The sequence below is a fragment of the Candidatus Villigracilis sp. genome (genome assembly GCF_057083605.1).
This window is the reverse complement of sequence record NZ_JBXMTI010000005.1, coordinates 1-22,192: the sequence shown is the minus strand read 5'-3', so window position 1 is coordinate 22,192 and position 22,192 is coordinate 1. Positions and strand designations below refer to the sequence as shown.

Below are 22,192 nucleotides of genomic sequence, written 5' to 3'. Positions count from 1 at the left end.
ACGCAGTGCGGCGCAGTGTCGCTCAGGGAATCACGATTCGTGGTGTAAGAAAATTAACAAATTCTCGGCAGCATTTCCCCGGGCAACATATCTACCAATCTTGTTCCCCCGATTGCAGTTCGCATCCTCACCTGAGATTTTCCGACCCCGATCACTCTCCCAATTATGGCGGCATCTCCGCCATAATTTGTTTTCTTCATCACATCCAGAATTTTTTCAGCATCAGCCTCTTTCACGAACGCGACCAACTTCCCTTCATTCGCCACAAACATTGGATCAAACCCCAGCATTTCGCAGGCGGCTTTTACAGCAGGCTTCACCGGCAAAGCCTGTTCGTCAATTTGAATCACAACATTCGATTGCTCTGAAATTTCGACAAGTGAAGTAGCGAGTCCGCCGCGCGTGGGGTCACGCAGAACATGGGTTTCACCAGCACCGATCATTGCAGTTACAAGGTGGTTTAACGGGGCAACATCACTTTCAAGAGTCGTTTCAAACCCCAGGTTTTCACGGGTGGATAATACAGCAATACCATGATCTCCGATAGTTCCTGAAACAATAATTACATCTCCGTCTTTCGCATTTGCGCCAGAGATACATACCCCTTCATTTATTTTCCCAATTCCAGATGTATTGATGAATAATTTGTCCGCGCCGCCTTTTTGCACAATTTTCGTGTCGCCTGCCGCGATATAAATCCCTGCTTCTTTTGCGGCTTCTTTCATTGAATTAACCACGCGCTGCAACACATCGAATGGCAAGCCTTCCTCCAAAACGAATCCACAAGTAAGGGCAATCGGAGTCGCGCCGACCATTGCCAGATCGTTCACCGTTCCACAAATTGCCAATCGTCCAATATCGCCACCGGGGAAAAACAAGGGCGAGACAACATGCGAGTCCGTTGTGAGCGCATAGCGTTGACCATCCATTATCACAACAGCAGAATCATCCAATGCACGTGGAGCGGCTTTTCCCAATTTCGGCAGGAATAATCTATTCAGCAGATCACGGCTCAATGTCCCGCCGGAGCCGTGACCGAGGATTACCGTTTCTGTTGGGCTGATCGGCACCGGGCAGGTATATCCTTCAAAACCAAACTCATCCATAAACCACATCCCGATGATATTTGTAATATGCCGCGCACGCGCCCTCCGCCGAAACCATCGGCGCACCGAGCGGCGTCTGTTGCGTGCATTGTTTTCCGAAGGCTGGGCATTGCAAAGGCTTTTTCAATCCCTGCAAAATTTCGCCTGCAATACACAATGACGACTCTTGCGTAAAAATATTTTCCACATCAAATCTTTTTTCTGCATCGAACTCTGCGAATTGCGGACTCAAACCCCAGCCGCTTTGTGTGATGACTCCGATACCACGCCACTTTCTATCGACAGGTTCAAAGACGCTTCTTATCGCCTTTTGAGCTGATTGATTTCCTTCAAGCTTGACAGCCCGCTGATACTGATTCTCCGCGACGGCATTCCCTGATTCCAATTGTTTAACCGCCGCACATAAACCATTTAGCAAGTCTATCGGCTCAAAGCCAGTGACTATGATCGGCACATGATATTTCTCTGCAACTGGCGGGTATTCGTGGAATCCCATCACAGCACAGACATGACCCGCCGCAAGAAAAGCCTGCACACGGTTTTTCTTCGAACTGAGAATCGCTTCCATCGCAGGCGGCACACGGACGTGCGATATCAGCACTGAAAAATTCTTGATGTTTTTATTCTTTGCCTGCAACACAGCCATCGCATTCGCAGGCGCAGTCGTCTCAAACCCGATTGCAAAGAAGACAACCTGCTTATCGGGATTCGCCTCGGCAATTTGAACAGCTTCCAATGGCGAATAAACCACGCGCACATCCCCGCCCGCCGCACGGACAGCGAATAAATCCTTCGATGAACCCGGCACACGCAGCATATCCCCATAAGATGTGAAGATGACGTTGGGTTGAGATGCAATCGCGATGGCACGGTCAATTTGTTCGAGTGATGTGACACACACGGGACAGCCTGGCCCATGCACGAGTTCAATTTGTGGCGGAAGCATGGCATCCAGCCCGTGATGCAGGAAAGCATGAGTCTGCCCGCCGCAGATTTCCATGATGACCCAGTTTCGGGTCACGATGGATTCGATCTCATGCAGCAAAGATTTTACTTTTGCGGGGTCGCGGTATTCATCGAGGTATTTCATATTATGGGTTTCTGCTCTTTCGAGGGCTTAGCCCCGAAAGAGCGGGTTATAGTTCAAACTCTTCCACATCTTTGATCAGCTTCAAGGTTTCCTTTGCTTCATCTTCATCCATCAAGCTGATGGCAAAGCCAACATGAATAAGGGCGTAATCTCCAATTTTAGCTTCGGGTGTGTAGGCAAGGCATATTTCCCTGGCGATTCCGCCAAAGTCAATTTTTGCCATGCGAAGGGAATCTTTTTGGTAGATCTCCGTTATTTTTCCTGGAATGGCTAGGCACATACAATGCTCCTTACCGCCAAGCACACCAAGAGCGCAAAGCTTTTTGATGTTTTTTTCTTCGCGTTCTTAGCGCTCTTCGCGGTTCATGTTCTGAAAGTTCGCAATCACGGCCTGACCCAAGGCCAGCCCGCCATCATTGGTTGGGACTTGTTTATGGAAATACACAACAAAGCCATCTTGCTCCAATCCATCACGGACAAGGCTTAGCAGAATCTGGTTCTGCCAGACACCACCGGAGAGGGCGACTTCGTTCAGGTTTGTTTTAATACGGGCTTGCTTGCAAACTTCAATTGCGATTGCGGCAATAGTTTTATGGAAGCGTGCGCCGATCATGCCTGCCGATTTATTCGTGCGGACATCAGCAATAATTGCGTTGATCAATTCTTCTAAGTGGATAGTAAATTTTGTGTCATCCTGAGCGTAGCGAAGGATCTCTTCCCTCGAAAGTAAGGGACTCTCACCTGCGCTTGCGCCAGGTGCAAGTGTCAGTCGCTCCGCTTCCTCAGAGTGACACGCCTCAATCAAATATGGATATGGCTTCGCCGACGAAACAAAGGGCCGTGACAACACTTCCATTTCAATGGCGGCCTGGGCTTCGTAGGTGACGTCATTGCGAATGCCAATTAAACTGGCAACTGCATCAAATAAACGGCCCATCGAAGATGTGAGTGGGCTGTTGAATTTCCTGTCCACCTGTTGTTGCACGACCTTAATGACCTGTTTGCCTATCTTCTTCAGGAATGGCAGATCACCAATGTCCACGCCGAGGGCATGAGCGTATCCAACGGCGATGCGCCAGGGGTGGCGGATGGCAGAGTCACCGCCAGGGAGGGGCAAATATTCAAGATGTGCGAACCGCTCACAGTTTAAATAGGAAGCGAGCAATACTTCCCCACCCCAGGTCGCGCCGTCTGTTCCGTATCCAGTGCCATCGAAGGAGAGGCCGATCAACTGTTTGTTATCCAAACCATTATCTGCCATGCAAGAGGCGATGTGCGCGTGATGATGCTGGACGGCGATGCGTTGCATGTCCATTTTTTTGGCATAGTGTGTGGTGAAATAATTTGGGTGCAGATCATGCGCGATGACTTCAGGCTGGCAGCGGAACATGTGTGAGAGATGTGCAACACCCCGCTCAAAAGATTCATAGGTTTCAACATTTTCTATATCGCCAATGTAATGGCTGAGGAATGCGTAATGATCGCGCGCGAGACAAAATGTATTTTTTAATTCACCGCCCACGGCAAGCGTGGGTTTGGCCTCGAATGGAAGTTGAACAGGGTAGGGAGCATAGCCGCGTGAACGACGCAGAAACACCGTCTCAGGTCGAACGTCGAAGGTCGCTTGATGTTGGACGTTCAACGTTGGACGTTCAACGCGCACCACCGAATCATCGCAGCGAATATGAATATCGCGGTTGTGCAGCAGGAATGCATCCGCCAGTGGAGCGAGACGTTCAAGCGCATCCTTATTTTCTATTGCAATGGGTTCTTCGCTAAAGTTTCCGCTCGTCATCACCAGCACAGGCGGAGCAGGCTCTTTTCTCAGCACAGGGTCTGTTTGATTCAACAAAAGATAATGCAATGGTGTGTATGGAAGCATCATGCCAAGAGTATCCATATTCGGGGCAATTGCATCACAGACCCTGGGAGACTCGGAGGCTTTCAGGGCTTTCTTTACCAGCAGAACAATCGGCTTTTGATGGCCTGTCAATAAACTGTGTTCATCATCATTGATTTCACAGATCGATTTTATTGTGTACAAATCCGCAGCCATGAGAGCAAATGGTTTCTCTGCGCGTCCTTTGCGGCGGCGCAGTTCATCCACCGCATACGGATTGGCCGCATCGCAAGCGAGGTGAAACCCTCCAAGCCCTTTGATGGCAACGATATGTCCCTCGCGAAGCAGTCTGCGGGTTTTGAGGATGGCAGAGGTGCGAAGGTCAATGGTTGATATTCGAGAAACATTTGCTGGAGCATCTACTTTCGAATCAAGATTGCCAGTTCCCGCCTTGCGCAATTCCATGAACGGTCCGCATTGCGGGCATGCGACTGGCTGTGCATGAAAACGCCTATCCAATGGGTTTTCATATTCGGAGCGGCATTGCGCGCAAAGTTGAAAACCCGCCATGGTCGTCATTGGACGGTCATACGGAATATCCTTGATGATCGTGAAGCGCGGGCCGCAATTGGTACAGTTGATAAAAGGATACAGGTAACGCCTGTCATTGGGGTCGAACAATTCCCGTTCACAATCTGGGCAGATGGCTGCATCTACAGAAATGGGCTGGTATTCGCCCATAATTGATTCGGATTCGAGAATCTCGAAACTTGTTAAATTCTCACCCGCCTGTTCAACATTTTCCAACTGGATGGAATCGATCTTCGCGAGCAGCGGTTTTTCAGAGGATAGCAATTTTACAAATCGCTCGATGTTACTTGTTTTACCTTCAACAAGGATATCCACTCCGCCCGATGTGTTGACCACCCAGCCGCGCAAACCCAATTGAACTGCCAGCCCATAAACGAACGGGCGGAATCCAACTCCTTGCACTACGCCTGTGATGTGAATTTTTTGCGCCATGCGGCCAACCCAGACCCAATGGTCTTTATCTTTATTCCACGTCTATGCTCTCGAGCTTTACATCATCTCCGCAGATCAATTTCAAACGATGCCCTTGGCAATTTGGGCAGGACAATGCTTCCTCTTGTGGGTGAAAGACCGCCTCACATTCAAGGCACTTCATTTCCGCATCCACCCGCTGAAAGTTCAGTTTTGCATTTTCTGCCCTTGTGCCTTTTGCAAGGTCATTCCAATAGAATTGGATCGATTCTTCACGCTCATCCGAAAATTCACCGATCAATAAATTAACGTGAATGATCTTTTTTGCGCCAGCGTGCTCCAGCGCGATATCAAGAAGGTTTTGGGTGAGCGAAAGTTCATGCATCGTGCTTTAAACTTACCCCCTTTGAGAACTTAATCCAATATGGATAAAGTCACCCCTGCGGCTGATTTTCTTCTTTGTACTTTGTTACCTGTTTCAAAAGATCGAGCACAACTCTTGCAGCAAAAGGAACCGCATCTGCAACAGGCGGCGAAAGCTCTTCGCTGAAATCATAAACCCGCCGGGTGGCGATGCCCACGATCTCAACCTCATCTGGAAGCCGCGCGCCCATCGACCTGCCAAACTCAAATGCGTTTTGCAGGGAGGTATCATGCGCGTTGGTGGTATGAAATGCTGAATAATTTGGCAGGTCGCTTAACTTCAAAATCAATATGGAACCAAGCGGTTCATCCAATGCAAACGCGTCGATCAAAATCGCGCGTTGATAACCGATCAGACTCTCCATTAAACTGATGCCGCCAAGTGAAAGACAGGTCACATCCACAAGCGTATTTGCGGGCAATTGCTTTTTGACTTCCTCAGCGACTTTCCAGCCGACACCGTCATCGCCGAGGATCGGATTACCGAGCCCAACCACCAAAGTTTTCATTGGATAAAGTTCCGCTTCTTTTCGCACCTCAAGCCTGCTCCCGATTAACAATACTGATACGACGCCTCAGGCAATCCGCTTCGCCGCCATCCAATGACAAGAGCACTATCAAGTTTTCACTTGGCTGGTTCGTTGAATTTTTCTGCCATTTCCGCAATCAGTTGAACGCGTGTCATTTGCAGCCGTTCCATGGCAGCTTTGGCTATCGCATTCATCAACCCAACAGATAGATGTGAATCCACTTCACACAAGGCACGCAGTGCGGGCGCGTCAATTTTTATAACGCGGCAGGGTTTGTCGGCACGCAAGGTGGCAGTGTATTGATACGGCTCGATCAAGGCCGAGATCCCGAAGATCTCCTCAGGATTGATGTACCCGATGAAGTATTCCTTGTTATAGTCTGGGATATGCTCAGTTTTAACAACCATGTAATAAGGCAGATGCCCCTTGGTAAGGAAATACAGCGCATTGGCAGGCATGTTTGCCTCGCACAGCACATCGCCAGCATTGAGATGCAATTCATCCGCAATTCTGGTAACGGCCCTTAACTCTTTATTGTCCATAAAGGAGAAAAAAGAGAAGCGGTGTAAAAGTTCAATAGGGATCATGTCAGGCTCCTTGTGAATTATGTCATTGCAAGGAGGGCACTTGCTCGTCCCGACGAAGCAATCCCCTCATGAGTTGGAGATAGCTTCGGGTCTCGATACGCCCGACGAACACGGGCTACTCGACCCTCGCAATGACATAACAGTTAACAATACTGCTTCAACACTTCAATCGGATTACCATCTGCATCGTGGATGGTAATCTGCAAAGGCATCTGGCCGGGTAACGAGTGCGTTGCACACCCAAAGCATGGGTCATAGGCGCGGAAGGCCATCTCGACCATGTTGAGCAGGCCTTCATTCACATTTCCATCTTTGATGAGACTCGTCGCCGCCTTGTGGGTGGACATTTGAATCGGCGCATAATTATTGGTGGTGCCAACGATGAGATTCACCTTGGTCACGACGCCCCGTTCATCGGTCCAGTAATGATGCGTGAGAGTGCCACGCGGCGCTTCGACGATGCCGATCCCTTCCGTTGGAGTCTCAGTCGGCTTGGTATGTACGTTCGGTGATGTGATCTCAGGGTCAGTCACCAATTCCACCCAGCGTTCTGCCGCGTACAACAATTCGATCAGGCGTGCCCAATGGATGGCGAGGCGTTGATGCACAGGCTTGCCGCCAAGGGTCTTGTAGAACCTGTCAAATTCCTCCTGTGCAAGCGGCGTGGCCATGCCATCTGAAGCGTTGAGGCGTGAAAGCGGTGTTGCCATGTAAATGCCAGAGTCTTCGCCATCCACAAAGCCTTTCCAGCCGACCTTTTTCAGATATGGGAACTTGAGATAGGTCCACGGCTCGACGTGTTCGGCAATATGTTCGGCATAATCTTTCGGCGCATATTTGACGAACTCCCTGCCATTCGGGTCCACCACGCGGACTTTGCCATCGTAGAAGTTAACTTTGTTATTCTCATCCATCAGGCCCATGTAATAGGTATGATGAGTGTAAACATCGCCAAGGATAAGATCGACATAAGCCTTGTTGCCAAGCACAATGTCATTGAAAAGCTTGAGGCTGAATTGTGCGAAGTCAATTGCCCAGCGCCCCATTTCTTCGATCTCTTTACGCTGTTCTTCGGTAATACCTTTCGTAATTCCGCCAGGGATCGATGTGCAGGGATGCACCTTGCGTCCGCCGATCATCTCGACCACGGTGTGCCCATACTTTCGCATTTGGATAACTTTGCCGCCAATTTCCAGACCCACTTTATGAATCACACCAAGGATATTTCTTTCAGCAACGGGCGCATCAGGGCCCATCACAAAATCTGGGCCGCCCAGAGCGTAGAAGTGTGTGGTGTGATCGGTGCAATAGAATGCGCTGTATAACAGCTCACGCAGCATCTTTGCTGTACGCGGCGGGTCAACGTGATAGGCCGCATCTGCCGCTTTGGCAGCAGCCATGTGATGCGCCTCAGGGCACACCCCGCAGATACGGTTCGTTAGAAGCGGCATTTCCTCAACCGGACGGCCAACGCAGAATCGTTCAAAGCCGCGCAATTCAGGGATCTGGAAATACGAGTTGGCAACATTGCCTTTGTCATCCAGAAAGATCTCGATCTTGCCGTGACCTTCAAGGCGGGTAATGGGATCAATTGTTATTCTCTGCATGGCAGCTCCAGTCCGTAATGCGTAATAGGCATTACACTTTTATTTCTCAAGCGATGAGGCGTCGTCGTGCAATTCCTTGATGAGGTGCGCCCGCGCTTCGACCTCTTCCATTTTGAGCGAAGCATACTGTGAGGCTTCCTTCATCAATTTTTCTGCAAGTTCGGCAGGCAGTTTCTTTATGGTTTCCAATGAATAGCCCTTCTCGTGCAGGTATTCTTCGATCAGGGCTTTTTCCAAAATCGCATTGCGATCTTCAACGGGTTCAGTTTGTTCAGTCTTTTTCGTAGTCATGTCATCCTCCTTTGGGAAAGGATGAATGATGAAGGATAACGGATGAAGAAGGAATATTTCAGCATTTTTATTGCTTGAAATTTTTTATCCTTCATCCTTCCGCCTTCATCCTTTTACTTGACCCTCCAGGCTTCCTTATTCGCTTTGAGAAGGGACCCAGCTAAATTAAAACGATAGACTTGTCCTGTGGGGTCAGGGATTCCATCCAGAATGCGATCTATCTCTTCAGGTGTAGTCGCATCGATCACCGATGAAAATGCAGTAATCAACCGCGCGCCGTAATCCATCACACCCTCGGCGGGGCCATAACAGCCAATGCACTGCGCGCCCGCCTGCGGACAGCGCGCATCACATCCACTGCGGGTGGCGGGGCCGTTGCATGGGATGCCTTGTTCGAGGATGCAGAGAGTCGGGTCAACCGGTGCGATATCCTGAATGCGTTTGAACTCTTTGATTGTTTTCACATTGCGCGCCCGTGGACATTCATCACACACAGTTGAATTACCCACTCCAATCACGGAACCTTTGGGAGGCAGTTCCGCTTCACCTTTGACTACTTTGATCACCAGGTCTATCACCGCCGCGATCTGATGACTTTCAGGTGGGCAGCCCGGCATGTAGTAATCCACATCAACTACCTGTTCGAGCGGACGCAAAACTTTTGCCAGTGTTGGAATATGCAGTTCACCTTCAGGTACATCAAAGGTTGTGCGCGGATAAATCTCATTCGGGTTATCGGTTGTGATGGTATTGAAGGCCGTATGGACAACATCACCCACTGGACTGAGATTCGCCAACCCTGGAATACATCCTTCACAGGCACATGAGCCGAAGGCAACCAGCAGCTTTGATTTCTGGCGTAGAAGTTTGGCAATGTGTTCATTCTCGTCGTTGCGGATACTGCCGTTAAAGAGCGTGAGCAGAATCGAGCCATCCTCCATAGCTTCTACATCTTTGTACTTCGCGTCCATTGCAACGGGCCAGAAGACGACATCGAAGTTGGCATCCACATCCAGAATCTTTTCGTGCGTATTGAGTACAGCGATCTCACATCCACCACAGGAAGCCGCCCAGTACATTGCGAATTTTGGTTTGGAGTTGCTGGTCATAGTGCCACCTCCAACTCTTGACCATGGACTATGGACGATTGACCATCGTCTACAGCGTCTCCTTTGGGGATGGTCTGCGGTCTATCGTCTGCTTTGCCCCAATTTAGCGGGCCCAGTTTCCTTATCTCTTCCACAAAGGCTGTGGTTTCCGCCGCAAACTTTGCCCCTTCCGCCGCGCTGGCCCAAACCAGCTTGACACGTTCAGGTTCAATGCCCAGACCTGTGAGCACTCTTCGGAGTAAGAGAAAACGGCGCAGAGCCTTGTAATTTTGTTCGATGTAATGACATTCACCCGGATGACAGCCCGTGATCATCACGCCGTCTGCGCCACCTGAAAGGGCACGCAGCACAAAGGTCGGGTCGAGGCGGCCTGAACACATCATGCGGATGAGTCGCACATTTGGCGCATACTTCATGCGCGCAGTCCCCGCCAGATCCGATGCTCGATAACTGCACCAGTTACAGGTAAAGCCAATAATTGTGGGTTCAAAGTTATTATCGGTCATAGTTCGTCTCCATACTATGTCGTTGCGAGGAGCGTCCTTTCTCTTTGCGACGAAGCAATCTCCTCATAATTGGAGATTGCTTCGGGCGGACCGTGCAGCGCACCGCCCTCGCAACGACATGTCACGCAGTAACGACCTCTTCCAAATTCCTCAGCAACAGTCCATCAATCTGTGCAATGATCTGTGCATCGCTAAAGCCCGTTCCGCTGATCGCACCCGCAGGGCAGGCAGCCACACAAGTGCCGCATCCCTGACATAGTGCGGGATTGATATCGGATACCTTGTCATCTTCGATATAGGCAATCGCGTTGAACGGACACAGCCCATTGCAAATGCGGCAACCTGAGCACAGCTCTTGATTGACACTGGCCTTGATCGGTTCCAGTGCAACTTCTTTTTGCAAAATCTTATCCAGCACGCGTGCCGAAGCCGCCGCACCTTGTGCCACACTGGATGGAATATCCTTGGGCCCTTGTGCACACCCAACGATATAAACACCTTCGGTCATGGTCGCGACAGGGTCAAGCTTTGGATGTTTCTCCGTGAACCAGCCATCGGTGGAACACGAAATGCCGAACATCTTGCCAACTTCTTTTGAGTCACTTCGTGGCTGCAAACCGCTGGAGAGGATCACCATATCGACAGGGATTCGACGCTGCTTGCCAGCCAGCGTATCTTCCACTTGAATAATGAGTTTTCCTTTTTCACTTTCATAACGCGCCGCATTTGTGACCTCAGCCACTTTGCCGCGCACGAAGAGAGTCCCTTCTTCAAGCACGCGCTGATAAAACTCATCGTAAGCTTTGTAAGCCGTGCGCATGTCAATGTAGAAGTTGTAAACTGTTGCACCCGTCCGCTCGTGGACGAGGTGTGCAAACTTCAAGCCCTGCATACAACAGATCACCGAGCAGTAATTGTTGTAGTTTTTGTCGCGCGACCCCACGCAATGAATAACGCCTACCGATTTCGGCGTGGTCTTGCCATCGCGCAAAACGATATTGCCTGAGGTCGGCCCTGCCGCGTTGGACAATCGCTCAAATTCCAAACTCGTGAACACATTCGGCAAACGTCCATAACCATAGTTGCTCACGCGCCGCGCATCGAACAGGTCATAGCCTGTTGCAAGCACAATATTGCCTACATCTATATTTATCAATTGATCTTCCTGCTTGAAGTCAATCGCGCCTGTCGGGCAGAATTTTTCGCAGGCCTTGCATGTGCCCTTAATGAAGTACGTGCAATTTTCCTTATCCATCACAGGGAAGTTCGGCACGGCTTGTGCAAACGGCGTGTACACCGCCTTGCGATATCCAAGCCCAGCCTCATATACTTCATCGATCACTTTCTTCGGGCACTTTTCCTGGCAGATTCCGCAGCCTGTGCAAAGTTCTTCATTGATAAAACGCGCCTTCTTTTTGATCGTCACATGGAAGTTGCCCACATAGCCCGATACATTCACCACATCGCTCCACGTCAGTAAAGTGATGTTCGGATGCGACCCCGCCTCCACCATGCGCGGCGTGAGAATACATGCCGAACAATCCAGGGTCGGGAAAGTCTTATCGAACTGCGCCATGTGTCCGCCGATGGATGGTTCGCGCTCCACCAGATACACATGGAAACCCGCATTCGCAATCTCCAATGCAGATTGGATCCCCGCAATGCCGCCGCCAACGATCAATGTATCTGGATTGATCGGCACTTTGATCTCATCCAGCGCAACATTCTCGATCACTCTGGATACCGCACCTGATACTACTGCCTTTGATTTTGCCGTGGCGACAGCTTTATCCGAATGCACCCACGAGACTTGTTCGCGAATCGAAGCCAATTCCACCAAATATGGATTCAGCCCAGCGTTCTTGGCTGCCGTGCGGAATGTTTTTTCATGTAAATGCGGTGAACAAGCCGCGACCACAACGCGAGTTAACCCCAACTCTTTGATATCCTTCTCGATCAACTCCTGCCCGAGGCTGGAGCACATAAATTTATATTCACGCGCGATCACCACACCCTGGTGCTTAAGTTTTTCCGCCGCCCAATTGGCAACATCCACAACATCCACTGTGCCCGCGATATTCGAGCCGCAGTGACAGACATAAACACCAACGCGTTCCTGTTTCTTTTCCATAGGACTGCTTCGCTTGTCACTCATTTCACCGCCTCCTTCCTGCGCTTACGGCCATTCGTCAAGCGGCGCGGCATGGGCAGGCCTTCATCCTTTTTCTGGCGCGCAGTCGGCTCTGGCGTAACGGGAACTTCCACACTGATGCGTGAAGCGGCCAGCGCCTTGCGCGAGCTGACCAGTTCCGCGCCAATACCCAATTCTTTAGGTTCCCTGCCAAAAGCAAGCCCCATCAACTGTGTGAAGAACAGGATCGGCATGTGATAACTCGTGCCGAAGAAATGATTCATCTCACCCTGGTAGGCGTCAATGTTCAACTGGCACATCGGGCAAACCGTTGCCATCAGGTGTGCGCCGCGCTCATCCGCGTCAGCCACGAGTCGGCGGATTAATTCAAAAGCAGTTTCAGGTCCGATCTGAGTCATGTGTCCGCCGCAGCAACTGGTCGTGAGCGGATAATCGATCACCTCCGCGCCTAATGCCCGTAACAGGTCATCCAATTCTGTAGGGTGTTCATGATCAGACCATCTATGCTGATAATCAGGCCGGGGTAACATACAGCCCATGTAGGGCGCAACGCGCAGACCGGTCAATGGGCGGGTCACTTTGCTTTTAATGGCATCCAGCCCAACATCATAAACAAGAATATCGATCAGGTGACGCACATCCAGCGTGCCGGGCTTGTATTGCAACCCGCCTGCTTCAAGTGCTTCATTCACCTTCACACTCAGCGAAGGCCGCTCCTGCATGTAGTAATCCGCTTTGGCAAGGTTGAGATAACAAGCCGAGCATGGGGCCACTACCGTGCGAGTGCCGTTCATCTGTTGCGTTGCCAGTGCAAGGTTGCGTGCGATCAACGAATACGCAGGGATCAGGTTAATGCCGAGATATTCCGTCGCGCCGCAGCAGTTCCAGTCCTCGATTACTTCGAGTTGAATGTCCAAAGGTTCAAGGATCGTATTAAGCGATTCCATGTAAGCCTTCGCGCTGGATTCGAGTGAACAACCGGGATACAAAAGATATTTGTTCATGAGGTTAGCTCCAGTCCCTTGGCGCGTTTGAGAATGGCTTTTAATTGGTCCATGTGCTTGATCTTGCGCGGTGTGATCGGCATACGGCCTTTGGTGATCATGCCAAAGCCCATCGGCATCATCCCAGGCAGGCGCAGGGGGAAATATCTCAGGTAATGCCGTGAGGCTAGGCCAAGCTCAAAGCCGCGTCCATACGTTTCCACCATGCCCACAAAGGTCTGCGAAAAATGCGGTGCAGTGGAGTCCTGGTACAGTTTGGCTTTGATCGCCATGCCTTTGAGCGTATACATCACATCCGCGATATGCACTTCCTGCGGGCAACGCACCACGCAGTGGTAGCATGAAACGCATATCCACGGAGCATTGCTGCGCAGCACTTCATCGCGCATGCCTGCCCTTAACATCGCGAACAACATACGCGGTGTATGATCCATATCCATCGCGGCGGGGCAGGAGCCCCCACAAGTTCCGCACTGGATGCACATCTCCAAATGCGAAACACCTGCGGTCTTCATGCTGACTTCATTCAAAAGGGATAAATCTTCCTCACGGGCCAAACCCGCTCGAACTCGTTCATCGGTCATATGGGGCATAATGCCTCCGTGCTCTGCAACCAACCTGCGGTTTCTCAAAACAACAGGCCATAAAAAAGTTGCTGCTCGGTACGACAAGGTCGTCCATTCGCAGTAAAAGTGAAATGCCCCTCATCCACAATACTAGTGAAATAAATCACAACATATAGTACTAAACATAATCATACAATCCTGACAAACGTCATATTTCACAGATACAATCACAACATGAACCTCTTTGCTAAATTTGAGCAAACCGCAAAATCCCAACCCACTAAACCCGCCTTTATCTACTTCTCTTCGCGCACAAAAGGATGGGATGTTTTTACCTACGGACAATTGCTGGATTCAATCCACCGTTTCATTCTTGGACTTCAAGCCTGCTCGCTAACCCCGGGCCTTCGCGCCGCTGTGATGACTCCTCCCTCCCCAGAATTCTTTGCTCTGGCTTTCGCACTTCTCAAGTTGGGCATTGTCCCCATCATCGTTGACCCTGCCATCGGACTCAAAAAACTCAGCGCCTGCCTCAACGAATCCCAACCTGATATTTTTATCGGCAATCCGCTCACACATATCCTGCGAGTCATCTTTGGATGGGGAAAAACATCCATCAAACACAACTTGACTATCAATCGATTATTACGAATTCCTGTCCTGAGCAAAGTCGAAGGAACCAATTACGAATTACCTGGCTCCAATCTCGAATCTCTAATCTCTCATTCCCCCGCCGCCATCATCTTCACCAGTGGAAGCACAGGAATTCCTAAAGGCGTCTTATACACCCGCGAGAATTTTTCCGCTCAACTGAATATGCTTCAAAAAACCTTTAACATCTCGTCCGATGAAATCGACCTGCCCGCCTTCCCGCTCTACGCCATGATCGATGTTCTACTCGGCGTCACATCTGTGATTCCTGATATCAGTTTCCCAGTTCCAAGCAAGACGGACCCTCAAAAAGTGATCGACGCCATTCAAAGATTCAACGTCACCAACATGTTCGCCTCACCAGTGGTATTGGATATTCTCGAAAAATTCTGGAGTGCTGGAGCTTGCTCCCGCCAGCAGCGAGCGGCTGGACTCCAGAGTCTCAAACGAGTAATCACCGCGGGCGCACCTGCGACCATTCCATTGCAGCAACGCTTTCGAAAATTACTAAGCGATGAGACCAGTCTCTATGGCATCTATGGAGCAACAGAGACATTGCCCATTGCCGTAGTTGAAAGCCGCGAGATATTCTCAATAAAAGAAAAAACTGAACAAGGCGCAGGAGTCTGTTTGGGAAAACCTGTTGACGGTGTAAAAGTTAGGATCATCAAAATCACCGATGAACCAGTCGAAGAGTGGCAGGATTCGCTTGTAGTGGAATCAAATGTCGTTGGCGAGATCACGGTTCAAAGTGCGGCCACGACGCGGTCTTATGTAAGTTGGATTGACAACCCGACTTACGCAAATCATTTATCCAAAATCAAAAACGGAGATGATGTCATCCATCGCATGGGAGACGTGGGATATTTCGATGAGGAAGGACGGTTGTGGTATTGCGGAAGAAAATCGCATCGCGTGATAACGAAGAATGGCGTCTTATTTACCGAACAAATTGAAAATATCTTCAACGCGCATCCATCTGTGTATAGAACCGCGTTGGTTGGCGCAAACCAAGAGCCTGTTTTATGGATCGAACTCGAACGTGGTGCGCGCGCAAAGAAGGATAAAATAAAACAGGAATTAATTAAACTTGCGAAAGACCATCCACAAGCCTCAAAGATAAAAACATTTCTGTTCATGAAAAGATTCCCCACAGACGTAAGACATAACTCAAAAATCATCCGCGAGGAATTAACCGCAAAGGCCGCAAAGAAAATCTTAAAAAATCTTGGCGCTCTTAGCGAGCTTAGCGGTTCAAAGGATTAATGATGAAAGCACTTGTTACAGGCGCAACAGGTTTCCTCGGCGGCGCACTCACTCGCAGGCTTCACAGCATGAGCTGGGATGTCACTGCACTTGGACGCAACACAACCAGATTAGGTCAACTTGAAAGCGAAGGAATTCGTACATTTCAACTTGACCTCAAAGATAAACCTGCAATAGCGGATGCTTGTAAAAATCAGGAGATCGTTTTTCATTGCGCGGCGCTTCCATCACCCTGGGGCAATTTCGAGACGTTTTATCAGGTCAACGTCATCGGCACGCGCAATATTATCCGCGGATGCGAGCAGTATAAAGTAAAACGACTCGTGTATGTTTCTACGCCCAGTCTTTACTTTGGATATGCATCGCGTATGAATGTAAAAGAAACAGACTCCCTGCCTGAGCCTGTCACCAATTACGCGGCCACAAAAATTCTGGCCGAGCAGGAACTAGATGAAGCTTTTGCGCGCGGTCTCGCCACCATAGCCATTCGTCCGCGTGCGATCTTTGGACCTGGCGATACTGTCATCTTCCCGCGTTTGATTCCGCGCTTGCAATCAGGCAGGCTTCCAATTTTGGGTGACGGTGAAAATATCGTTGACATCACGTACATCGAAAATGTTGTAGATGCGCTTCTATTATGCGCCGAATCACCTGCCAATACGCTTGGTAAAAAATATAATATTTCAAATGGAGAGCCCATCAAACTCTGGAAATTGGTTAAACGGATTTGCACAGAACTTGATTTGCCATACCCGAAGCGAAAGATTTCATATCGAACCGCAAATGTACTTGCCAGCGCACTTGAGTTGATCTATACGTTCATCCCCACGCACCCCGAGCCGCCGCTCACGCGCATCTCTGTCAGCATGATGGCGAACAGCACCACGCTTGATATCAGCGCCGCAAAAAACGAACTTGGCTTTCAACCGCGCGTTTCAGTGGATGAAGGCTTTGATAAATTCATGCAATGGTGGAAGGAAAATCCCCCGTCATTGCGAGGGCGATGATTTTCCGCCCAAAGCAATCTCTAACGCAATTGGGAGATTGCTTCGTCGCGAAGAACAAGTGCGCTCCTCGCAATGACATAATACACATCATGAAAATCAACATCCTCCACGCGGGATATTGCACCGCACCGGAACACATCGCCATCCATGGTGGGCGCTGGCGTAGCATTCATTTCCCTGCCATGTTCGTGCTGCTGCGGCATCCGCGTTTTGGCGCAATGCTGTTTGACACGGGTTACTCCTATCGTTTTTTCGATGAGACCAAAAAATTCCCCAAACGTTTTTATCGCTGGATGACCCCAGTCACATTGCACGAGGAAGATTTGCTCGTCAATCAACTCCTGACCTTTGACCTTCAACCCAAAGATATTTCCCACGTTTTCATCTCCCACTTCCACGCGGACCACATCGCCTCTCTCCCCGATTTGAGTTGGTCCCGTTTCATATACATGCCTCACGCCTTTAGCCATCTCCGTAATTCACCATCATCCGAAGATATGAAACACGCCTTCCTGCGCGGACTCATCCCCTCAGATTTCGACTCCCGTTCACATGAAGTAGATATGAGCAAACCCGTTTTCTTATCAGAAGAATATGCTCCCTTCAAAACAGGCTACGACCTGCTTGGTGACGACTCAATCATTGGTGTGGAGTTGCCAGGCCATGCCCTCGGTCAAATGGGACTATTCGCACGGGATGATGATGGAAAGTTATTTTTCTTCGTGGCAGATGCAGCCTGGCTCAAACGATCTGTCGTGGAAAACCGTCCGCCGCATAAAATTGCCAATTTTATTTTTGCAGACCCCGAAGCTTATCGCGAGACGTTAGGTAGCTTACACACGTATTATCTTACCCATCCCGATACGCATGTCATTCCATCTCATTGTGATGAGACGATTCGCAGTTTTGAAAGCACCCTGTTGGTTGAGTAGCCTTGAGCGACAGCGAAAGGCGTATCGAAACCAACGACGAATTGTAAACATCAGATTGGTGGTCTCGATATGCCCCTCGAAAAAACACTCGGGGCTACTCGACCACCGAAATTATTATGAAACCTGAATTATTTACCAAAGAAAACATCCACACCATCAAATGGCCATCCACACCAGATGGGGATTATGCACGCCGTTATCTTTTGCCGATGATATTGGATGATACGCAAAGATATATCAGCAACATCCACAATACCAAGCTGATGGTCGCAAAAATTGACGAGACCATTATTCCCATCACAATCTCGGATTTTCACCCACAGAACACTTACACGGTTTCACCATATAGCCATTACGTCTCTTATGGTGGATATGAAGAAGTGAAGCATCTCCACAATCCGCCGCTTGAAGCATTGATCAAGCTCCTCATGAGTTCTGTGGCATGGTATTTCAGGCGCACAGAATTGGACAAGGTCGTTTACGTCAATAACTACCTGCTTTCGACGAATCTATATCCGTCAGTACACAGCGACCAGTTATCGGCGTTGAGCGAAGCGCTGCCAGTCTGGTTCCCGGATCGAGTCATCGTATTCCGCTCGGTGGATGAGCGCAAGAATCCGCACATCATCCAGACATTGGAAAAGTTAAATTACGAAATGGTTCTAAGCCGTCAAGTCTGGTACATGGACCCTGTTGAGGCAGCACACACGCGACAATACAAAGAGGACATGCGTGTGCTGCGCAAGCATGATTATGAGGTGATCGAAGGCAGGGACTTAAGTGATGACGACCTGCAGCGCTGTTTGCATTTATACAACCTGTTGTATCTTGAAAAATATTCCTATTACAACCCGCAATTCACTTTTGATTTTATGAAACTTGCGCGAGATGAAGAGATTCTTTACCTGCGTGCTTTGAAGCGTGATGGAAAAATAAATGCGATGATGGGATTCTTTATCCGCAATGGCGCGATGACACAGCCTTTGTTTGGTTATGATACATCCCGGCCGCAGGAAGATGGTTTATATCGATTGTTGACGCTCATCACTTTGCAGGAGGGCTTGCAGCGAAACTTGCTTGTGCATGCAAGCGGCGGAGTGGGAAAATTCAAAAAGGTGCGCGGCGGAAGGTCGGTTATTGAGTACAATGCTGTATTCTCGAAACACCTGCCTCGTAAAAGGCAAATGCCGTGGAAGTTGATCAAGGCGGTATCGAAGATGGCGATCCCGTATTTTAAGAAGAATGATTTTTAGCTAAACATCATGTCATTGCGAGGAGCGCCTTTGCTTTTGCGACGAAGCAATCTCTTCATCGTTGGAGATTGCTTCGTCGGGAAGAGCACCCTCCTCGCAACGACATAAAATTGGAGAATTAATGCAAGTTGACCTACCTCTCAAAATTATTGGTTTAGGAAGATATTTACCAAAACGAATCGTACCAAGTTCCGAGCTTGAAGCCTTGTGTGGAGTTCCAGCGGGGTGGGTGGAGCGGCGTAATGGTGTGCGTGAGCGCAGGTGGGTGACGGATGAAACCTCATCGTTCATGTCGGCCGAGGCGGCGTGTGAAGCGTTGGACGAAGCGAAGCTCAAGCCGAATCAACTGGACCTGATCATCAATGCATCCGGTACAGGAGAGCAGGCCATTCCAGATACGGGCGCTTTGATCCAACGCCAGCTTGGGTTGGGGAATTCGGGCATCCCTGCCATGACCGTGCATACGACTTGCTTGAGTTTTGTGGCAGGCATGGACGTGGCCGCGAACTTTTTACAGAACGGAAGATATAAAAATATTCTCATCACCAGTTGTGACATTGGCTCCTGCGGCATCAACCCGAAGGAACCAGAATCTGCTTCACTGGTCGGGGATGCGGCGGCGGCGGTTGTCGTCACAAGACCTGATAATGGCGATAAGTCTGTTGTGCATCACGCACATTTTAAAACGTATGGAGACGGGGCTTACCTCACCACGATCATGGGTGGCGGCTCGCGGATGCATCCGCGCTTTGTGGGGCATAAGCCAGAGGACGATCTCTTTCACATGGACGGCCCTGCTGTGTTGCGCATGGTGCGCGGCATTGCGCATGGATTTTTGGATGAGTTGTACCCAGGGCTTTCAAAAGGCATGTTGGATATTGATGTGATCGTTCCGCACCAGGCTAGCAAGGTCGGCTTGATGATGCTGGAGCGTTTCGGCTGGCCCGAAGACAGGATCATCAAGACAATTGAAACACTTGGCAATTGCGTGGCAGCCTCAATACCTGCTACACTGTATCAAGGTGTGCGCGATGGAAGGATCGAACGCGGTCACAAGGTTTTACTGGTTGGTACCGGCGCGGGATTGTCCATCGGCGGTTTGGTGTTAACTTACTAGCATGTCATTGCGAGGGCGCTCTTGTTCTTGCCCGAAGCAATCTCCAACTTTAACCATGAGATTGCTTCGTCGGGGAGAGCACCCTCCTCGCAATGACATAATTACAATATGAATATCCTCCTCACTGGCGGGCGAGCTCCCGCAACGCTTGACCTGGCCCGCGCATTCCATAGCGCTGGGCATAACGTCTTCATGGCGGAGAGTTTGCGCGGACATTTGAGTCAGCCGTCCAATGCGGTGAAGGCTAATTTTGTGGTGCCAGCTCCACGTCAGGAAAAAGAGGCGTTTCTGCTCGCGTTGAAAAATATCGTGGCGGAGAATCAAATCGACTTGCTGATTCCCACCTGCGAGGAAATCTTCCACATTTCGAAGGGTCGGAATGAAATTCCATGCACCATATTTTCTGAATCGATCAATAAATTAAATCAGCTTCATAACAAATGGCATTTCGTGATCAACGCCATCGAGCATGATCTGTATGCGCCTGAGACGATGCTGATCAACTCGCAAGATGACCTGCTGCACGCATATGCACATTGGCGCGAGCTGGTTTTGAAACCTGTGTATTCACGCTTCGCCGCGCGGACCCTCATCCTGCCTCCGCTTCGAAAGTCATTATCCACGCTGGCGATCAGCCCGAAGCTGCCGTGGATCGCGCAGGAATATATTGTTGGGAAGCAATTTTGCACTTACTCCGTTTGCCACAATGGACACATCACCGCACACACGACTTATCCATCCCATTTCACGGCAGGACAGGGCGCGGCCATTGTTTTCAAACATGTGGAACACTCTGCCATTTTTAATTGGGTAAGGACTTTCGTGCAAAAGAATCACTTCACCGGGCAGATCGCATTTGATTTCATCGAAACCCCCGAGGGACATATCTGCGCATTGGAATGTAACCCGCGCGCGACCAGCGGCGTGCATTTGCTGGCTTCGCATCCGCACTTCGTTGAAGCATTCACAAACCCCCAGCTACAATGCATCACACCAATTGACCATCATTCCCACATGCTCGCCACTGCCATGCTGATCTATGGACTCCCCGCCGCATTCAGGAAAAAGAACGTAATGCAATGGATCAAAACATTCTTCACCAGTGACGATGTCATCATGGATTTCAAGGACCTGCTCCCTTACTTTCTACAATTCCGCAGCATCTTCAGCTATCTAAACCTCGCGCGGAAAAATAAGATCAGCGCGCTCGAAGCCTCCACTTTCGATATCGAGTGGAATGGGGAAATGTAAAGAGGGTTGGCGTATAATTCTGTAAAATCCCCTTGTGGGTGTTCTAAGGAATCACTCCGTATAAATCATTATTGGGCGTTCACCGTGCAAATCATAGGGAAAACATGAAATTGACAAGAAACTTTTTCGATAAAATCGGGGAATTCTTCAGAAGCATTCCCTTCAAAACTTACGTGACGGTTTTTCTCGAGGGCATGGGGTTAATTGCAAATATCATCGCTATTATTACGTTTTTTGGAGCAACTAACACTCCTAAAGAATCTCCAAACTTTTACATTAATAATCAAGAGTTCTTTGTTTGGTCATTAGTGGCTGCTATTTATACATTGGGACTTTTAAGTGCAAGATTTAAGAGGAGATGGCGAGGTAAACTACAGCAGGCTGGAGTTGAAGAGCGGCGTTTTGGCGACGACATCAGATCTCTTTTCTTTCGAGGACATATTCACTATTTTATGTTTATAAGAGACTTTTGCTTTACCCTTGTAATCACATTTCCTTTAACTCTTATCTACATGAGAGCCATTGATGCAGCATATACAGGAGGGATGGCATCTCCTTGGGTTTCGTTAGGAGAAACAGTTCTTGCCTCCATACCTGTAACTTTGGGCATAATGATAGCCTCTTCAATATTTGACAAGGCTTTGTCACTTTATGCAGGTGATTAAGTGAGATTATGAACTCAAATAATTTCCGTTGTATTTTCAGGTATGGAGTCTTAGCAATAAAAGAACGCCCGACAAAGCTATCCCCTTCGTCACGCGCTCCCACTTGCGGCTAACGCCAGCCGTTGAGACTGTCGAAAAAGTCACTTTTCAAAAATAATTTTTGAAAAGTGGGACAGAAACGCTGAAAGGCGTCTGGTTTTTGGTGTTCCGCACAACACTTTGGCAACATTTTGGCAA

General features: G+C 49.4%; 20 protein-coding genes and 1 pseudogene. 7 read left to right on the top strand and 14 right to left on the bottom strand.

Annotated elements, in window-relative coordinates:
* Positions 1 to 53: 53 nt before the first annotated feature.
* The 14 genes and pseudogenes from hypE to AC14M5_RS01160 all read right to left on the bottom strand — a co-directional run bounded on the left by hypE (position 54) and on the right by AC14M5_RS01160 (position 13,840).
* Positions 54 to 1,106, bottom strand: a complete 1,053-nt coding sequence (gene hypE / locus AC14M5_RS01225) for a hydrogenase expression/formation protein HypE (protein ID WP_484027797.1) — start codon at positions 1,104 to 1,106, stop codon at positions 54 to 56.
* The gene (hypD, locus tag AC14M5_RS01220; protein WP_484027796.1) at positions 1,099 to 2,196 is read right to left on the bottom strand and encodes a hydrogenase formation protein HypD; all 1,098 of its coding nucleotides are present in this window, start codon (positions 2,194 to 2,196) and stop codon (positions 1,099 to 1,101) included. The genes hypE and hypD overlap by 8 nt, the downstream gene beginning before the upstream one ends.
* 46 nt (positions 2,197 to 2,242) lie before the next feature.
* Positions 2,243 to 2,476 (bottom strand): HypC/HybG/HupF family hydrogenase formation chaperone, encoded by a 234-nt coding sequence (locus AC14M5_RS01215; RefSeq protein ID WP_484027795.1) that lies wholly within the window; start codon positions 2,474 to 2,476, stop codon positions 2,243 to 2,245.
* 66 nt (positions 2,477 to 2,542) lie between these two features.
* Positions 2,543 to 5,059 carry a carbamoyltransferase HypF gene (gene hypF / locus AC14M5_RS01210; RefSeq protein WP_484027794.1) on the bottom strand — a complete coding sequence of 839 codons (2,517 nt, stop codon included), beginning with the start codon at positions 5,057 to 5,059 and terminating at the stop codon, positions 2,543 to 2,545.
* Between the two features lie 31 nt (positions 5,060 to 5,090).
* Positions 5,091 to 5,423 carry a hydrogenase maturation nickel metallochaperone HypA/HybF gene (locus AC14M5_RS01205; RefSeq protein WP_484027793.1) on the bottom strand — a complete coding sequence of 111 codons (333 nt, stop codon included), beginning with the start codon at positions 5,421 to 5,423 and terminating at the stop codon, positions 5,091 to 5,093.
* Between the two features lie 49 nt (positions 5,424 to 5,472).
* Positions 5,473 to 5,970: a hydrogenase maturation protease gene (locus tag AC14M5_RS01200; protein WP_484027792.1), complete on the bottom strand. Its 498-nt coding sequence runs from the start codon at positions 5,968 to 5,970 to the stop codon at positions 5,473 to 5,475.
* A 116-nt stretch (positions 5,971 to 6,086) separates the two neighbouring features.
* Positions 6,087 to 6,578: a Crp/Fnr family transcriptional regulator gene (locus AC14M5_RS01195; protein ID WP_484027791.1), complete on the bottom strand. Its 492-nt coding sequence runs from the start codon at positions 6,576 to 6,578 to the stop codon at positions 6,087 to 6,089.
* Positions 6,579 to 6,721: 143 nt separating this feature from the next.
* Entirely contained in the window at positions 6,722 to 8,185 is a 1,464-nt protein-coding gene (locus AC14M5_RS01190; RefSeq protein ID WP_484027790.1) for a Ni/Fe hydrogenase subunit alpha, read from the bottom strand.
* Positions 8,186 to 8,224: 39 nt separating this feature from the next.
* Positions 8,225 to 8,476, bottom strand: coding sequence for a hypothetical protein (locus tag AC14M5_RS01185; RefSeq protein WP_484027789.1), 252 nt, complete (start codon positions 8,474 to 8,476; stop codon positions 8,225 to 8,227).
* A 113-nt stretch (positions 8,477 to 8,589) separates the two neighbouring features.
* A complete protein-coding gene (locus AC14M5_RS01180; RefSeq protein WP_484027788.1) occupies positions 8,590 to 9,585 on the bottom strand; it encodes an NADH-quinone oxidoreductase subunit B family protein in 996 nt (331 codons plus the stop codon).
* Positions 9,586 to 9,692: 107 nt separating this feature from the next.
* Positions 9,693 to 10,091, bottom strand: a pseudogene (locus tag AC14M5_RS01175) (hydrogenase iron-sulfur subunit); the annotation flags it as partial.
* Between the two features lie 121 nt (positions 10,092 to 10,212).
* Positions 10,213 to 12,246 (bottom strand): 4Fe-4S binding protein, encoded by a 2,034-nt coding sequence (locus AC14M5_RS01170; RefSeq protein WP_484027787.1) that lies wholly within the window; start codon positions 12,244 to 12,246, stop codon positions 10,213 to 10,215.
* Complete coding sequence (locus AC14M5_RS01165) at positions 12,243 to 13,247, bottom strand: CoB--CoM heterodisulfide reductase iron-sulfur subunit B family protein (protein ID WP_484027786.1); 1,005 nt, start codon at positions 13,245 to 13,247, stop codon at positions 12,243 to 12,245. The genes AC14M5_RS01170 and AC14M5_RS01165 overlap by 4 nt, the downstream gene beginning before the upstream one ends.
* Complete coding sequence (locus tag AC14M5_RS01160; RefSeq protein ID WP_484027785.1) at positions 13,244 to 13,840, bottom strand: 4Fe-4S dicluster domain-containing protein; 597 nt, start codon at positions 13,838 to 13,840, stop codon at positions 13,244 to 13,246. Before AC14M5_RS01160 ends, AC14M5_RS01165 begins: the two co-directional genes overlap by 4 nt.
* Before the next feature lie 207 nt (positions 13,841 to 14,047).
* Between AC14M5_RS01160 and AC14M5_RS01155 the strand changes: the two genes are divergently transcribed.
* From AC14M5_RS01155 to AC14M5_RS01125, 7 genes are all read left to right on the top strand, one after another.
* Positions 14,048 to 15,730, top strand: coding sequence for a fatty acid CoA ligase family protein (locus AC14M5_RS01155; RefSeq protein WP_484027784.1), 1,683 nt, complete (start codon positions 14,048 to 14,050; stop codon positions 15,728 to 15,730).
* 2 nt (positions 15,731 to 15,732) lie between these two features.
* Positions 15,733 to 16,737, top strand: a complete 1,005-nt coding sequence (locus tag AC14M5_RS01150) for an NAD-dependent epimerase/dehydratase family protein (protein WP_484027783.1) — start codon at positions 15,733 to 15,735, stop codon at positions 16,735 to 16,737.
* Between the two features lie 89 nt (positions 16,738 to 16,826).
* Positions 16,827 to 17,669 carry an MBL fold metallo-hydrolase gene (locus AC14M5_RS01145; RefSeq protein ID WP_484027782.1) on the top strand — a complete coding sequence of 281 codons (843 nt, stop codon included), beginning with the start codon at positions 16,827 to 16,829 and terminating at the stop codon, positions 17,667 to 17,669.
* A gap of 116 nt (positions 17,670 to 17,785) precedes the next feature.
* Positions 17,786 to 18,922 (top strand): GNAT family N-acetyltransferase, encoded by a 1,137-nt coding sequence (locus AC14M5_RS01140; RefSeq protein ID WP_484027781.1) that lies wholly within the window; start codon positions 17,786 to 17,788, stop codon positions 18,920 to 18,922.
* 121 nt (positions 18,923 to 19,043) lie between these two features.
* A complete protein-coding gene (locus tag AC14M5_RS01135; protein WP_484027780.1) occupies positions 19,044 to 20,039 on the top strand; it encodes a 3-oxoacyl-[acyl-carrier-protein] synthase III C-terminal domain-containing protein in 996 nt (331 codons plus the stop codon).
* 108 nt (positions 20,040 to 20,147) lie between these two features.
* The gene (locus tag AC14M5_RS01130) at positions 20,148 to 21,290 is read left to right on the top strand and encodes an ATP-grasp domain-containing protein (protein WP_484027779.1); all 1,143 of its coding nucleotides are present in this window, start codon (positions 20,148 to 20,150) and stop codon (positions 21,288 to 21,290) included.
* A gap of 104 nt (positions 21,291 to 21,394) precedes the next feature.
* The gene (locus tag AC14M5_RS01125; RefSeq protein WP_484027778.1) at positions 21,395 to 21,955 is read left to right on the top strand and encodes a hypothetical protein; all 561 of its coding nucleotides are present in this window, start codon (positions 21,395 to 21,397) and stop codon (positions 21,953 to 21,955) included.
* Positions 21,956 to 22,192 lie beyond the last annotated feature (237 nt).

Bases quoted from the DNA above. Each gene is read 5' to 3' on its own strand.
- hypE (WP_484027797.1), bottom strand. From the start codon at position 1,106: ATGGATGAGTTTGGTTTTGAAGGATATACCTGCCCGGTGCCGATCAGC.
- hypD (WP_484027796.1), bottom strand. From the start codon at position 2,196: ATGAAATACCTCGATGAATACCGCGACCCCGCAAAAGTAAAATCTTTG.
- AC14M5_RS01215 (WP_484027795.1), bottom strand. From the start codon at position 2,476: ATGTGCCTAGCCATTCCAGGAAAAATAACGGAGATCTACCAAAAAGAT.
- hypF (WP_484027794.1), bottom strand. From the start codon at position 5,059: ATGGCGCAAAAAATTCACATCACAGGCGTAGTGCAAGGAGTTGGATTC.
- AC14M5_RS01205 (WP_484027793.1), bottom strand. From the start codon at position 5,423: ATGCATGAACTTTCGCTCACCCAAAACCTTCTTGATATCGCGCTGGAG.
- AC14M5_RS01200 (WP_484027792.1), bottom strand. From the start codon at position 5,970: ATGAAAACTTTGGTGGTTGGGCTCGGTAATCCGATCCTCGGCGATGAC.
- AC14M5_RS01195 (WP_484027791.1), bottom strand. From the start codon at position 6,578: ATGATCCCTATTGAACTTTTACACCGCTTCTCTTTTTTCTCCTTTATG.
- AC14M5_RS01190 (WP_484027790.1), bottom strand. From the start codon at position 8,185: ATGCAGAGAATAACAATTGATCCCATTACCCGCCTTGAAGGTCACGGC.
- AC14M5_RS01185 (WP_484027789.1), bottom strand. From the start codon at position 8,476: ATGACTACGAAAAAGACTGAACAAACTGAACCCGTTGAAGATCGCAAT.
- AC14M5_RS01180 (WP_484027788.1), bottom strand. From the start codon at position 9,585: ATGACCAGCAACTCCAAACCAAAATTCGCAATGTACTGGGCGGCTTCC.
- AC14M5_RS01170 (WP_484027787.1), bottom strand. From the start codon at position 12,246: ATGAGTGACAAGCGAAGCAGTCCTATGGAAAAGAAACAGGAACGCGTT.
- AC14M5_RS01165 (WP_484027786.1), bottom strand. From the start codon at position 13,247: ATGAACAAATATCTTTTGTATCCCGGTTGTTCACTCGAATCCAGCGCG.
- AC14M5_RS01160 (WP_484027785.1), bottom strand. From the start codon at position 13,840: ATGCCCCATATGACCGATGAACGAGTTCGAGCGGGTTTGGCCCGTGAG.
- AC14M5_RS01155 (WP_484027784.1), top strand. From the start codon at position 14,048: ATGAACCTCTTTGCTAAATTTGAGCAAACCGCAAAATCCCAACCCACT.
- AC14M5_RS01150 (WP_484027783.1), top strand. From the start codon at position 15,733: ATGAAAGCACTTGTTACAGGCGCAACAGGTTTCCTCGGCGGCGCACTC.
- AC14M5_RS01145 (WP_484027782.1), top strand. From the start codon at position 16,827: ATGAAAATCAACATCCTCCACGCGGGATATTGCACCGCACCGGAACAC.
- AC14M5_RS01140 (WP_484027781.1), top strand. From the start codon at position 17,786: ATGAAACCTGAATTATTTACCAAAGAAAACATCCACACCATCAAATGG.
- AC14M5_RS01135 (WP_484027780.1), top strand. From the start codon at position 19,044: ATGCAAGTTGACCTACCTCTCAAAATTATTGGTTTAGGAAGATATTTA.
- AC14M5_RS01130 (WP_484027779.1), top strand. From the start codon at position 20,148: ATGAATATCCTCCTCACTGGCGGGCGAGCTCCCGCAACGCTTGACCTG.
- AC14M5_RS01125 (WP_484027778.1), top strand. From the start codon at position 21,395: ATGAAATTGACAAGAAACTTTTTCGATAAAATCGGGGAATTCTTCAGA.